Source organism: Rhizobacter sp. (genome assembly GCF_031412075.1).
Taxonomy (GTDB): domain Bacteria; phylum Pseudomonadota; class Gammaproteobacteria; order Burkholderiales; family Burkholderiaceae_C; genus Rhizobacter.
Genome location: NZ_JANOCG010000373.1, coordinates 1 through 12633, shown reverse-complemented (window position 1 = coordinate 12633; position 12633 = coordinate 1). Strand labels below are relative to the sequence as shown.

General features: G+C 63.3%; 14 protein-coding genes. 6 read left to right on the top strand and 8 right to left on the bottom strand.

The annotated features are described in order from the left end of the window. The 6 genes from RMO40_RS13930 to RMO40_RS13905 form a co-directional block, all read right to left on the bottom strand. Window positions 1–3470: PilC/PilY family type IV pilus protein (locus RMO40_RS13930; protein ID WP_309722263.1), on the bottom strand; the 3470-nt coding region annotated here is incomplete at its 3' end. Between the two features lie 19 nt (window positions 3471–3489). Further along, complete coding sequence (locus RMO40_RS13925; protein ID WP_309722261.1) at window positions 3490–4131, bottom strand: hypothetical protein; 642 nt, start codon at window positions 4129–4131, stop codon at window positions 3490–3492. Then, window positions 4128–5315, bottom strand: coding sequence for a PilW family protein (locus tag RMO40_RS13920; protein ID WP_309722258.1), 1188 nt, complete (start codon window positions 5313–5315; stop codon window positions 4128–4130). Before RMO40_RS13920 ends, RMO40_RS13925 begins: the two co-directional genes overlap by 4 nt. A gap of 2 nt (window positions 5316–5317) precedes the next feature. Continuing rightward, a complete protein-coding gene (locus RMO40_RS13915) occupies window positions 5318–5719 on the bottom strand; it encodes a prepilin-type N-terminal cleavage/methylation domain-containing protein (protein ID WP_309722256.1) in 402 nt (133 codons plus the stop codon). Continuing rightward, on the bottom strand, window positions 5716–6342 hold the full coding sequence (locus tag RMO40_RS13910) for a GspH/FimT family pseudopilin (protein WP_309722254.1): 627 nt from the start codon (window positions 6340–6342) through the stop codon (window positions 5716–5718). Before RMO40_RS13910 ends, RMO40_RS13915 begins: the two co-directional genes overlap by 4 nt. Further along, window positions 6336–6821 (bottom strand): type IV pilin protein, encoded by a 486-nt coding sequence (locus tag RMO40_RS13905; RefSeq protein WP_309722252.1) that lies wholly within the window; start codon window positions 6819–6821, stop codon window positions 6336–6338. The genes RMO40_RS13910 and RMO40_RS13905 overlap by 7 nt, the downstream gene beginning before the upstream one ends. Before the next feature lie 214 nt (window positions 6822–7035). Between RMO40_RS13905 and RMO40_RS13900 the strand changes: the two genes are divergently transcribed. The 6 genes from RMO40_RS13900 to RMO40_RS13875 all read left to right on the top strand — a co-directional run bounded on the left by RMO40_RS13900 (window position 7036) and on the right by RMO40_RS13875 (window position 10993). Then, window positions 7036–7848: an ABC transporter ATP-binding protein gene (locus tag RMO40_RS13900; RefSeq protein ID WP_309722249.1), complete on the top strand. Its 813-nt coding sequence runs from the start codon at window positions 7036–7038 to the stop codon at window positions 7846–7848. Continuing rightward, window positions 7845–8627, top strand: a complete 783-nt coding sequence (mlaE, locus tag RMO40_RS13895; RefSeq protein WP_309722246.1) for a lipid asymmetry maintenance ABC transporter permease subunit MlaE — start codon at window positions 7845–7847, stop codon at window positions 8625–8627. The genes RMO40_RS13900 and mlaE overlap by 4 nt, the downstream gene beginning before the upstream one ends. Before the next feature lie 17 nt (window positions 8628–8644). Beyond that, window positions 8645–9145, top strand: a complete 501-nt coding sequence (mlaD, locus tag RMO40_RS13890) for an outer membrane lipid asymmetry maintenance protein MlaD (RefSeq protein ID WP_309722242.1) — start codon at window positions 8645–8647, stop codon at window positions 9143–9145. Continuing rightward, window positions 9145–9942, top strand: coding sequence for an MlaA family lipoprotein (locus RMO40_RS13885; protein WP_309722240.1), 798 nt, complete (start codon window positions 9145–9147; stop codon window positions 9940–9942). Before mlaD ends, RMO40_RS13885 begins: the two co-directional genes overlap by 1 nt. Before the next feature lie 133 nt (window positions 9943–10075). Next, complete coding sequence (locus RMO40_RS13880) at window positions 10076–10696, top strand: MlaC/ttg2D family ABC transporter substrate-binding protein (RefSeq protein WP_489660165.1); 621 nt, start codon at window positions 10076–10078, stop codon at window positions 10694–10696. 3 nt (window positions 10697–10699) lie between these two features. Beyond that, window positions 10700–10993: an STAS domain-containing protein gene (locus RMO40_RS13875; RefSeq protein ID WP_309722237.1), complete on the top strand. Its 294-nt coding sequence runs from the start codon at window positions 10700–10702 to the stop codon at window positions 10991–10993. Here the strand turns inward: RMO40_RS13875 and RMO40_RS13870 are convergent, their stop codons facing one another. Together RMO40_RS13870 and RMO40_RS13865 are read right to left on the bottom strand one after the other, a co-directional pair. Beyond that, the gene (locus RMO40_RS13870; RefSeq protein WP_309722234.1) at window positions 10994–11863 is read right to left on the bottom strand and encodes an SIS domain-containing protein; all 870 of its coding nucleotides are present in this window, start codon (window positions 11861–11863) and stop codon (window positions 10994–10996) included. Window positions 11864–11865: 2 nt separating this feature from the next. Next, on the bottom strand, window positions 11866–12633 hold a 768-nt coding region (locus RMO40_RS13865; protein ID WP_309722232.1), incomplete at its 5' end, for a glucose-6-phosphate dehydrogenase.

Genomic DNA, 12633 nt, shown 5'->3' with positions numbered 1-12633 from the left:
CGCCAGCCCAAGCCATCCTGATAGTCCTGGTTCAGGTACCACCCGATGGCGGGGACGCCGGGCGCGCCCACCAGGGGATCGTTGACCTGCGACAGCATTGACGGAGTGATCGGGAACGTCACACCCGGATCGGTGCTCCGGTTGAAGCGGACGTTGTTGCCGTCACGTAGAGCATAGAACGCCTGCCTCCGCGTAGTCGCGGTGGACACGACGTCGCTGGCGTCGAGCAGGCGGCCCGTGCCGATGAAGACATAGCGATTGCGGGAGCCGAGATCCGTCTCGATCACGGGGCGTGAGGTCACGGGTTGCGGGTTGTTGTTGCTGTCGGTCAGGCGGGCGAACAACTCAGGGGCAGGGTAGTTGCCGGTGTCCGCTGTCACATCCAGGCGCCAAACGTTGCCCAGCAGGTCGCCAGCGTAGATGGAGTCGATCATCTGTTCACCGTATCGCGGAACGTACCCGTTGGCATACGCGAGGCCGGCTTGCGCGGTCGGCGTGCCGACGTTGGTCGTGATCTTCTCCAGCAAGTCGCCGGTGCGGGGATTGACGAAGAACAGATAGCCTCGGCCATCGGCGTTGTTGTAGCCTGATGGGAACACGTACACCCAGCCATACTTGCGCGTCTTGGCAATGACGGGGCCATCGTAGGTGAAACCGAGATCTGGGTCGGTGAACTCCCACATCACCTTGCTTGCCACGGCCGACTCTGTGGTCATGCTGGCCGGATCGGTGACGTCAATCGCGTAGTAGCTCTTGCCGCCTTTGCCCAGGCCACCGACCAGCACGGAGCGCCAGTTGGGGGCGGTACCCGCAGCCACGCCGACCGTCGCTGACAGGTCGATGTCAAACACGGTGGGCGTCGAGTTGACAAAGTAGCGGTGAACATAGGCCGGGTTGCCCAGCGAGGCCAGGCCATCCACCGCCGGCGTTCCGTTGGGGCCTCTGAACAGGGCGCTCGGCACATAGGCAAACAGCTCGGTTCCGTCGGCCGCATTGATGGCATGCATCATGCCGTCGTTGGCACCCACGTAGACCACCGTCGGGCGGTTTTGCCAGGTGGTCTTGAAGGTGTTGTAGCCTGGGTTGACGTCTTCTTTGTACGGGAACGACGGTTTGCCGATGGGCACCAACCTTGAGTCCACGATGTCGCCCAGCAGGCTGGCGCGTGTGCGGTAGGCCCGGCTGCTGGTTGTGGCTGTGGAGGCTTGCTCGTGGAGGCGTTGCCCGCGCAGATAGTTCAGGAAGTCGGCGCTGTCATCAATGGCCCGGTAGGGGGTATCGAGCGCAGAGACCTGGCTTGCAGAGAGGTTTGCAATCCGAAAAGGCACACCATCTCCTCCCGTACCCGCATTCGGGTTCCAGGTCGCGATGCGGCGCTCGGTGTTCCACCCGGAGTTACCGAACTGGGTGGCGGCGCTGCCCGGGAACGACCACTGCATCACAGTGGTCGGACTACCTGTGTTCGGAAGAGTCAGCGTGTCGCGCCGGACCTCGCTGGTCCAGGTCGATGCGTCGTAGAGCGAAGAGAAGCTCGTGTTGCCCAGAGCGGTGACCTGCGGCGAGGAGAGTGCGGCACCGGTGGAAGTCTGGGTCAGCCGGCTGGCGATGTCAGCGAAAGCGCGGTTCAAACCGTCCACCATTTTGTCTGGTTGGCCACCCAGAAAGTAGTTGTCAGGGCGTGGTTGACCATTCGACAGAATCTCGCCGGTCGTCGTCCACCACGTATCGGGCAAGGCCGCGGTCCGAGCGTACGGATCATAGTCCTGCGGCACAGTGAACCCACCGAACTTCGCGGCCAACATGAACTGGTTGTTGGTTGCCAATGCCTGATATTCCTGCACGTCAAGCCAGTAGGTGTCGATGGTCTGTTTGCCCAGGGTGTTGGGTCGCCCGATCACGTCCGGGCGGATGTCCACCGTGTGAGAGTCGTATGCCAAACCAGCCATCAGCATGGTTTTGTTGGTGCCGCCAACTCGCAATGTGCCCAGGGTTCCACCCATGCCCTGGATGGTTCCCACTCGGTTGGTCGCGGTCACTGCATTGACGGAGGTATCGCCCGAAACGGCAGCTGGCATCGGAGGCTCGCTCCCGCCGGCGGGCGTGTCCGTCCGCGGCACGTTGGCGTCGGCGTGCGAGTTGGTGTCGCCAATGCCGAGGATGAAGTTGCGTTGGCAGGAGTAGAGGATGGGATCATCCCAGCGCGTGATGACAGGGAACCGGTCGGCATATTGCGCACGCATGGCGGGGCCGGCTGCGCCGACGGCCGTCCATTCGGGTACGTTGCCCAGGTTCTTGAAGTAGCGCACCGCGGCGTAGTACAACTCCGAGACCGGGTCGTAGGTCTTGTAGCTACCCGACTGTCCGAACTTGTTGAGGTAGTTCATCACCCCACTGTTCGGGACCGCGCCAAAGAGCGTGTTCATGTCCGGGTTGCTGGCGTCGGCGGGATCCGGATTGATGACAAAGACGCCGTCGCTCGCGTTCCATTCGCTACCAGCATTCGGGAGAGGCGTTGAGCCTGGGACAGGCGACAGCGGGCCGACAAACTTTTGTCGGGCCCGCAGTACCGCGCCGTCCCTGCGAAGGTCGCCATCGTTCAAGTAGGCTAAGGCGCTGTAGCGGATCTTGCTGGCGTACCTCTGGATCAGCCCTTCGGGCTTGTAGTTCGAGCCGTAGCGCGTGCAATTGGTTTCGAGCCCACCGGCTGCGCCGGAGGGGTCGCACACCTTGGCACGCACGAATACTTCGTAAACGGTGTTGGTCGCTGCAACGCCAGCATAGTGGGCGGCAGTGCCTGTGACGCCACTGCGATAGAAGCGCAGCTTGTTGCCTCGCTGAAAGACCGACAGCGTCACGTTGTCCCAACCCAGGGGGGTGGCACCGGCGATCGTTGTAACGCTGGTGATCGACCGGTTGGGAAAGTTCGTGGTGTTGCCTTGGCCGGCTGGGGCCCACGCCTTCTCTAGCACGGTCAGGCTGGGTGTATCGATCACGCGGTACCCGCCCGTCAAAGCCCAGCGAAACGGGTCGATGGTCTGCATCGTGGCCCAGTTGAGAAAGTTGCCGCTCCACTTGGCGGTGCAGGTGCGCCCGGCGGTGGCCGCGCCATCGGGGTAGAAGTAGCTGTCCGGCGCAACGGTGTTGGGTGTCACGGTCGAGTCGGACGCCATGGAGCGGTATGAATAACACTTCGCCGGGTCGAAATAGCCCAGGTAGGTATTTGTTGGCGTGTAGGTGGCACTGATGTGCGCCACGCTGATGGCGGTCGGGAATTCGACCGACAAGGCCAGTGCCAGGTTGCCTGGGATCTCGTTGGCGGTGAGCAGCGGCTGGTTGGCCAGCGGCGTCTGCGCCACGACGGTGGTTGCGGCCAAGCTGACGCTCAGGATGGCGGCCACCCTTGCAAGAGACCCGCTCCACCGTTGCGGCTTCTCTCTGGTGACACGGAAGAAAGCTTCGAAGGTTTTCATGATGGGGTTGCCTTGCTTGCTACAGCGCGAATGTTGATTGGAAGTACGCCTGCGTATTGCGCGGCCCGGTCGCGCGAATGCTCAGTCGATAGACGATCTGGTTCTGCTGTGACATGGCGTGGCCAGTTTCAGTGCCTTTTGGGGTGTCTGCGCTGCCGTCGTCTTTGCTGGCGCCGGAGGCTACAACGCAGGCGCTCGCGCCGAGCGTGGTCTCATCGCCTTCGGTCCAGCACAGCCGATCGACCACATAGCGAATTTTGACGTTCTGGTCTGCGATGTCGAAGTCGTTGGCCCTGTCGGCCACGGCATCGAAGGCGGTTTCCGTCAGCAGAGCGAGGGGAATGCCCTTTTCATTGGTATCGAGTATTCGGGCGCGATAGTTCAGCGCTTGCCGGTGTTGGCCCCGCAGGGTCGTGGACGAAAGTGCGCCATTCGTATCGAGTGCGGTCAAGATCCGCGCAGCTGCCCGTTCGCTTTGGTTCTGGAGATCCTTCTTGAACGCAATGTTCCCGGTGTTGAACAGCGTCGAGTTGAACGATCTCACGAGCGCGACCGCGCCGATCATGAGCACCAGCAACGCGATCAACGCAAACATAAGAACCACGCCGCGTTGTGTTCGATTCGATCGGGACATGGTGGTGTGTCGGGGGTGGGTCTTCATGGCTGCTCGTCCAGCATGTTGCGTAGGGGTATGGTCATTTCGACCGTGCGGTAGCGGAAATGCATTTCTTCCGGAGTGAACGTGCGGGTTCGCTGACCGGGCAGGCCGCTGAAGAGCGTCACGGAGCCCGGCTGTTCGATCGGGTCTCTTTCGCGCAGCGAAGAGCGCAGGATCATCCCAACTCGTACGGCGACGATCTGCTTCAGGTTGATCCGTGAAGCGGCAGAGCCCGAGTTGAGCTCCGCTCCGGTGAAGGGTGATGCACCGGGATCTGCCCAGTTTTCGCGGGTACGGAGGGCATTGGTTGTGGAGGTGATGCCGTAGATGGCCCGCATCTCGATCACGCCATCGGCCAGGGGAGCAAGTCCGTCAGCACCTTCACGCAGCAGATCGAAGCTTTGCAGCGTTGCGTTGGCGGCATCAGCGCCGAACATCTGGAGTTGGGGGGGGTTGCCCGCGGCGTTCCCAAGCTGAATGGCCAGCGTGTCATTTGCTGCGCCGAAACTGCTCAGACTGACCGTTGGCCCAGCCGCTGCGTAGTAAGAGCCTGCGCTCGGTGTGCCGCTGAAGGGTAGTTGGCTGGTGAGCGATCCCGCAAAGCCGTTGCTGACCTGGCCGAGCAGGCAACCCGCCGGCACGGTAGGGTCCGCCAGCAACAGTATGTCGCCGCCACGCCAGCTCAGTGTGTTGCCCAGCTGCAGGCCGTTCACCGTCACGGTCGCTGCGGTCACTGCCTGTGGCCACTCGCCCATGCCGGAAGTGCCGGCCATCACGGTCAGCACGTCGCCACCGGCGCCTGCCGCTCCCTGTTCGATCAGCACCGGGATCAGTCGGCGCGGCCTGTTTACCAATGGAATGCCATCGAATGGCGGCGGATAGTCGCCTGGGCGGGGCAAGAGCACCCTACTGTCCTCCGAGGCGTTGATCAGGCAACCAAAGGCTTCGTCCGAGCGCTGAGCAAAGCCGCTACCGGCGTTGCGGATGTAACGATCCATCACGAAACCGGAGTAGGTTGCGCTCTGGTTGGCATCGTTCAGTGCAGTGCCGGTGCGCCGGCTATTGCCGAAACTCACCATCACACTGGTAATGGCAATCGTGACGATGAGGCCGATGGCCATCGCCACCAGCAGTTCGATCAACGAAAAGCCGGCGCTGCGCTTGTGCCTGAGTGGGTGCATCTTCATGGCTAGAAGCTCAGTTGGGTCACGTACTGGTTCTGTGTACTGCTGGTGCCAGGGGCCCGCCACTGGATCGTGACGGTGGCCACGCGGCCGGCGACCTCCACGGTTCCTATGCCGCCCGGCAAGCCGCCGGCAGAGGGTGTTGCCACACGTGTTGCCCAGGCGTTAGTGACGGTGGTCGGCAGGGTTAGGGTTTTGAGCGTGTACATCTCGGTGGTGATCTCGTTCGCGAGCAGAATCGCGCGGCCGCTGTCCTCTGCACTGACCGAGTACTGCATTGCGCGCGCTTGCAGCCCCACGATGCCCAACAACCCGAACGAGCAAATCAGGAGGGCGACGAGCACCTCGATCAAGGTGAAGCCTGACTGAGACTTTTGAAGCCGGCGGCGGACGAAAAGTTGTTTCATGGCGGGCACCCATCAGGTGAAGTGGCAAGCGATCGCAAGGGGTCGCACATGCGAACCTGGCCGCCCAGGCCTACATCGACTCTCAAGGTACGCGCATCGGTGTAGGCAGGCACGGTCAGTGTGAATCTGCTATCAGAAGCGTCACAAATGGCATTGGTGATGCCAGTCCCCGTGGGGCCGCTGTCATTTGGGTTGGACATCAGCCGGCCGTTGGAGTTGAAGCACAGGGCGATCGGCCCGCCGACGGTCACACCCGACGCAACATTGGCCAGCGCACCGCCCTGGATAAATCTGGACTCAGGCGCCGCTATGTCGTCGTCGAACTTTGCAATGGCTTGCACCGACCAGTTCCGCCCATTCGCCGCCGCATTGATGCCCGAGCCTGGTTGCGCATTCGTCAAGAAGAACACGACAGGCCGATTGCGCCGAAGCGACTCTGTTTGAGCAGTGCGCAGGCCGTTTTGCAGTGCGTCGGCCGCTGTCCGTATGCGTGCGTTGCGTACCCATTCACCGAATGTCGGCAAGGCCAGGCCGAAGAGGACGGCCATCAGGGCGATGGTCACCACCAGTTCGATCAGCGTGAAGCCTCGCGACCGATGCGAAGCGGACAAATGTGTCAGCATGCTTGGCCTCGACTGAGAATCCAGCACGTCGAACCCGCCGCGGTGCCCCATCCAGGAGAGCCAAGGTTTCGTGTGGTCTGCGCGCCCGTTTGGTTGACGGTGAAGTCAAAGTTCAAGGTTGGCCCGCGGCCCGTGGCCAGCAGGGTGTATTCGGTCTCATCGCGCGCGCCTGTGCAGGTGAGAGTGAAGTATTTGAAGGTGCGTAGCGTCGCGTCAGTTGAGTCGCACGGCGCACGAAGCGTCGCGCTAACGTTGGCATAAGTGCGGTTGTCCTGGTAATACCGCTCCATGCTCGCCCGCATCGCCGACAGCTCGGTCGATGCTTCGACCAGCTGACCGCGCAGCACGTAGTCGCGATACTGCGGAAGGGCGAAAGCTGCCAGCACAGCAATGATGGCCACCACGATCATGATCTCGATGAGCGTGAAACCCTGTTGGTGATTCGAGGCCGACTTCCCAGCCCGACTTTGCATCTGCATCGCTACTCCTCAAGTGAGGCTCCATTTTCGGTGGGTCGCCTGGGGGATTCGCGCCGCATGTCAGATGGTTTGCGCCGCTCATCTGCTGCGGTCGTGGCGGGGGCGAGCCTCGGGGCGAGGAGGCCATCAGGGTTCTCCACTATGATCGGCCGCCGAAGTCGACGACTGCTGCCGACAGCCCGAGAACAACGTCACACAACGACCGAATCCAAAAATGGCTTCCGACACTCCGCTGATTGAACTGCGAGGCGTGACATGCGGCTACGGTGATCGGGTGATCCTGGAAAACATCGACCTGGTCGTCCCGCGTGGCAAGGTCATGGCCCTGATGGGCACCTCAGGCGGTGGCAAGACGACCGTGCTTCGCCTGATCGGCCGCCAGCTGGAACCGATGAGTGGCCAGGTGCTGCTCGATGGCGTCGATCTCGCGGGCCTCGATGCCCAAGGCATCTACGCCGCCCGGCGCCGGATGGGCATGTTGTTCCAGTTCGGTGCCCTGTTCACCGACCTCTCGGTGTTCGAGAACGTGGCCTTCCCCTTGCGCGAACACACCAACCTCAACGAGGCCATGATCCGCGACCTGGTGCTGATGAAGCTCAATGCGGTCGGCCTGCGCGGTGCGCGTGACCTGTTGCCTTCGCAGGTCTCGGGCGGCATGGCGCGGCGTGTCGCGCTGGCGCGGGCGATCGCGCTGGATCCCGACCTGATCATGTACGACGAGCCCTTTGCCGGCCTCGACCCGATCTCGATGAGCGTGGCCGCCACGCTGATCAAAGACCTCAACCATGCGCTCGGGGTCACCAGCATCGTGGTGTCGCACGATGTGGACGAAACCTTCCTCATCGCCGACCACGTGGTGTTCATCGCCAATGGCCGCATCGCTGCCCAAGGCACTCCGGCCGAGATGCGCGCCAGCGAGGACCCGCTGGTGCGCCAGTTCGTCGGTGGCCTGGCCGACGGCCCGGTGCGCTTCCACTACCCCGCCGTGCCGGTGGCCGAAGACTTTGGTGTGGGGGCTGCACGATGAACTGGCTGAACCCAGCCGAACTCGGCTTCTCCATCCGCGGCAAGCTCGCCGATGTGGGTGAGGGCGCGCGCCTTTTTACGCGGCTGGTGGCGCTGGTGGGCCCCACGTTTGCACGCACGCGGCTGGTGATCGACCAGCTGTTCTTTCTGGGCAACCGGTCGTTGTCCATCATCACGGTGTCGGGGCTGTTCGTTGGCTTCGTGCTGGCGCTGCAGGGTTATTACACGCTGCAGCGTTACGGCTCGGCTGAGGCGGTCGGTCTGCTGGTTGCCTTGTCGCTGGTGCGCGAGCTGGGGCCGGTGGTCACGGCGCTGCTGTTTGCCGGCCGGGCGGGCACCTCGCTCACGGCCGAGATCGGCCTGATGAAAGCGGGTGAACAACTGGCCGCGATGGAGATGATGGCTGTCGACCCGGTCAAGCGCGTGCTGGCGCCGCGCTTTTGGGGCGGCGTGTTGGCCATGCCTTTGCTCGCGGCGGTGTTCAGCGCGGTGGGTATCTTGGGCGGCTGGGTGGTGGCAGTGCCGCTGATCGGCATCGACGCGGGCAGCTTCTGGTCGCAGATGCAGGGCGGCGTGGATGTGTGGTCCGATGTGGGCAATGGTGTGGTCAAGAGCGTCGTGTTCGGCTTCACGGTAACCTTCGTCGCGCTGCTGCAAGGTTACGGTTGCAAGCCCACGCCCGAAGGTGTGTCGGCTGCAACGACGCGCACCGTGGTGATGGCCTCGCTGGCCGTGTTGGCGCTCGATTTTGTGCTGACCGCGATGATGTTTTCGATTTGACGATGGGAGCCAGGGCGATGCAAAAAACTCGTCACGATGTGTGGGTCGGTTTGTTCGTGCTGATTGGTGCGGCGGCGGTGCTGTTTCTGGCGCTCAAGGCGGGCAACCTGCTCAGCCTCAACTTCGATGAGACCTACGAGGTGGCCGCGAAGTTCGACAACATCGGCGGCCTGAAGCCGCGTGCCGCTGTCAAGAGCGCAGGGGTGGTGGTGGGCCGGGTCGAGTCGATCGGTTTCGACGACAAGACCTACCAGGCCCGCGTTGTGTTGAACCTCGAGAAGCGCTTTGCCTTCCCGAAAGACAGCTCGGCCAAGATCCTCACCTCGGGTTTGCTCGGCGAGCAGTACCTGGGCCTGGAGCCCGGTGCGTCTGAAAAGAACCTGGCTCCCGGTGACACCATCACGCAGACCCAGTCGGCGGTGGTGCTAGAGAACCTCATCAGTCAGTTTCTCTACAACAAGGCGGCCGATGCCGGATCAACTGCGCCCCAACCGGCAGCAGGTGGGGACAAGAAGTGATGCGCAGGCTCGGCGCTTGGGCTGTGGTCTCGCTGCTCGCCTTGCTCACCGGCTGCGCAACGACGGCGGGCGGCGGCTCCAAGACCGCAGGCCAGCGTGCCGACCCCTGGGAAAGCTGGAACCGCAAGGTCTACGCCTTCAATGACAAGCTCGACGCGGCGGTGGTCAAACCGGTGGCGACGTCCTACACCAAGGTGGTGCCGCAGCCGGTGCGCCGCGGCGTGACCAATTTCGTTGGCAACTTCTCTGATGTCTGGTCGGCACTCAACAATTTTCTGCAAGGCAAGTTTGCCAACGGTTTTCAAGACGTGATCCGTGTCGGCACCAACACCTTGTTCGGGCTGGGCGGGTTTCTGGACGTGGCGAGCGAGTTCGGCGCCGATCGCCAAGGTGAAGACCTGGGCCAGACCTTGGGTTACTGGGGCATGGCATCGGGGCCGTATGTCGTGTGGCCGGTGCTTGGCCCCTCGACCCTGCGCGACTCACTGGCCCTGCCACTCGACGCTCAGGTATCGCCTGCGCTCGCCGTCAAGGGAACGGTCGCCAAGGCCACTGTGTCGGGCGTGCAACTCGTCAACGTGCGCGCCAACCTGCTCGGCGCCAGCGGCTTGCTCGACGACATTGCCCTCGACAAATATGTGTTCGTGCGCGACGCCTACTTGCAACGGCGCAGAAGCCAGGTGTTCGATGGTGATCCGCCCGATACAGAGGTCGAAGCCGATTTGCCCGACCCGGCCAAAGCAGCGCCTGCCGCGCCCGCGCCGGCGGCGTCGGCTGCATCTGGCGCCAGCCGTTGAGCATTCGTTATGTTGCTGGCATGTAATGCTGCCAACCGCTACGGGCGGTGACGCGTTGAGAGGTGAACCGATTCCCTCGGGGCCTCTCCAACCAGGCCAGATCCTTCGCGCATTGCGAACAGAAAGGAAAGAAATGCTTCGCCAACGTCTTATTTCGTGGTTTTCAGCCGCTGCCCTGTTGATGGGGGGTGCGCAGGTCGCCCTGGCACAACAGGCCCCGGACGCGCTCGTCAAGCAGGTCTCCAACGAAGTGCTGGAGGCCGCCCGCGCCGACAAATCCATCCAGGCCGGTGACGTCAACAAGGTCATGCTGCTGGTGGAAGCCAAGGTCATGCCGCACGTCAACTTTCAGCGCATGACCTCGTCGGCCGTGGGCCGCTATTGGCGCCAGGCCACGCCTGACCAGCAAAAACGCCTGCAAGAAGAATTCAAGGTCTTGCTGGTGCGCACCTACTCGGGCGCGCTCGCTCAGGTGCGTGACCAGAGCGTGCAGCTCAAGCCGCTGCGCGCGGGCGCAAGCGACGCCGAGGTGGTCGTGAAGACCGAGATCCGCGGCAAGGGTGACCCGATTCAGCTCGACTACCGCATGGAAAAGGGTGACGCTGGCTGGAAGATTTACGACGTCAACGTGCTGGGCATCTGGCTGGTCGAGAACTATCGCAACACCTTTGCGCAGGAGATCAGCGCCGGGGGCATCGATGGCCTGATCACCAAGCTGGCCGAGCGCAACAAGGCTTCGGCCGCCAAGAGCTGAGCCATGCTGGTCTTGCCCGCCACCGTTACCACGCTGGAAGCCCGCGACACGCAGCGCATGCTGTCGCAGGCCTTGCAGCAAGAAATCAAGACGCAAAACGAGCCGCTGGTCACCATCGACGCTTCGGGCTTGCAGCAGTTTGATTCGGCGGCGCTGGCGGTGCTGCTGGAGTGCCAGCGCCTGGCGCTGGCCTGGGGCAAGGGCTTTGCGGTGCGCAATGCACCGAAGAAACTGGCCGAGCTGGCGCGCCTCTACGGCGTTGATGCCTTGCTGATGCCCGCCGAGCCCGCCGCCTGATCAGGGCTGCGGTGCGTAGCGCTTGCTGCGCAGGTTGCGCTTGATGTCTTGCAGCATGGGGCGCAGTTCCTTGCCCGCGCGCAGCGCCACACCGGTGGTCAGGATGTCGATCACCAGCAGGTGCAGCAGGCGCGACACCATCGGGCTGTAGCGGTCAAAGTCTTCCGGGTGGTCGACCGGCAGCAAGATCTGGTTGGCGCCCGACTGCCCCATCGCCGCCAGCGGTGAGCCACTGGCCGTGATGAAGATGCAGGTGGCGCCTTTCTTTCGCACGATCTCGGCCACGTCGATCAGGTCGCTGCTGCGACCCGAGTTGGAGATGATCACCACGCAGTCGCCCGGCTGCAACATGGTGGCGCTCATCACCTGCACATGGCTGTCGCTGATGGCTGCGGCCGTCACCCCCAGGCGAAAGAACTTGTGCTGCGCGTCCTGCGCCACGATGCCCGAATTGCCCACGCCGTAGAACTCGATGCGCCGGCCTGCCTTGACGGCGGCAGCCAACGCGACGATCGCACGCTCGAAGACCTGGCCGGCGGCGTCGTTGCGGTACTTCAGCAAGGCGCTTACCGCGTTGTCGATCACCTTGACGACGATGTCGTTGGCCTTGTCGTCTTCATCGACCGCGCGGTGCACGAAAGGCACCCCTTCGTTGACGCGGCCGGCGAGCTTGCGCTTGAAATCGGTCAGGCCGTCATAACCGACGCTGCGGCAAAAGCGCACGACGGTGGGTTTGCTGACCTGGGCGCGTTCCGCCAGCTCACCCACCGGCAGGCTCGCAAAGGCTCGCGCGTCGGCCAGCACCAGCTTGGCGACACGTTGTTCGGCCGGAGGTAACGCGGGAAGCGAGGCGCGGATGCGGTCGAGCATCTCTACTGTTCCTCGGACCAGGAGAAGCCGTCACGGGCCACCAAGGCACTGGCAGCGGCGGGCCCCCAGGTGCCGGCCGCATACGGCCTTGGCCCGGTGGCGTCTTTGGCCCATGCGTGCAAGATGGGCTCGACCCAGCGCCAGGCTTGCTCTTGCTCGTCGCTGCGCACGAAGAGGTTGAGCCTGCCAGCAATCGCGTCGAGCAACAGCCGCTCGTAGGCACCCACGCGGTTTTCGGCAAAGGCCTTGTCGAAGTCGAGGTCGAGCGACACCGGCGTCAGCGCCTCTTGCTGGCCCGTGCCCTTGGCTGCGAGCAGGTGCAGCTCCAGGCCATCTTCAGGTTGCAGCTTGATGACGAGCTTGTTGGGCTGGCTCAGGCCGGCAAAGATGCTGTGCGGCGCGGGCCGGAAGTTGACGACGATTTGCGCGTCTCGCGCAGCCAGCCGCTTGCCGGTGCGCAGGTAGAAGGGCACGCCGGCCCAGCGCCAGTTTTGTACCTCGGTGCGCAGGGCGACGAAGGTTTCGCAGGTGCTGCCTTCGGGCACCTTGGCCTCTTGCAGGTAGCCCACGGCCGGCTTGCCAGCCGCATGGCCCGCGCGGTACTGGCCGCGCACCACGTCGCGCGCCACCGTCTCTTCGGTGAAGGGCTTGAGCGAGCGCAGCACCTTGAGCTTTTCGTCGCGGATGGCGTCGGCGTCGTGGCTGGGCGGGGGCTCCATCGCCACCATGGTCAGCAGCTGCAGCGCATGGTTCTGGATCATGTCGCGCAG

Coding starts and splice junctions, on each gene's coding strand:
- RMO40_RS13925 (WP_309722261.1), bottom strand. CDS start 4,131: ATGAAGACCCACCCCCGACACACCACCATGTCCCGATCGAATCGAACA.
- RMO40_RS13920 (WP_309722258.1), bottom strand. CDS start 5,315: ATGAAGATGCACCCACTCAGGCACAAGCGCAGCGCCGGCTTTTCGTTG.
- RMO40_RS13915 (WP_309722256.1), bottom strand. CDS start 5,719: ATGAAACAACTTTTCGTCCGCCGCCGGCTTCAAAAGTCTCAGTCAGGC.
- RMO40_RS13910 (WP_309722254.1), bottom strand. CDS start 6,342: ATGCTGACACATTTGTCCGCTTCGCATCGGTCGCGAGGCTTCACGCTG.
- RMO40_RS13905 (WP_309722252.1), bottom strand. CDS start 6,821: ATGCAGATGCAAAGTCGGGCTGGGAAGTCGGCCTCGAATCACCAACAG.
- RMO40_RS13900 (WP_309722249.1), top strand. CDS start 7,036: ATGGCTTCCGACACTCCGCTGATTGAACTGCGAGGCGTGACATGCGGC.
- mlaE (WP_309722246.1), top strand. CDS start 7,845: ATGAACTGGCTGAACCCAGCCGAACTCGGCTTCTCCATCCGCGGCAAG.
- mlaD (WP_309722242.1), top strand. CDS start 8,645: ATGCAAAAAACTCGTCACGATGTGTGGGTCGGTTTGTTCGTGCTGATT.
- RMO40_RS13885 (WP_309722240.1), top strand. CDS start 9,145: ATGCGCAGGCTCGGCGCTTGGGCTGTGGTCTCGCTGCTCGCCTTGCTC.
- RMO40_RS13880 (WP_489660165.1), top strand. CDS start 10,076: ATGCTTCGCCAACGTCTTATTTCGTGGTTTTCAGCCGCTGCCCTGTTG.
- RMO40_RS13875 (WP_309722237.1), top strand. CDS start 10,700: ATGCTGGTCTTGCCCGCCACCGTTACCACGCTGGAAGCCCGCGACACG.
- RMO40_RS13870 (WP_309722234.1), bottom strand. CDS start 11,863: ATGCTCGACCGCATCCGCGCCTCGCTTCCCGCGTTACCTCCGGCCGAA.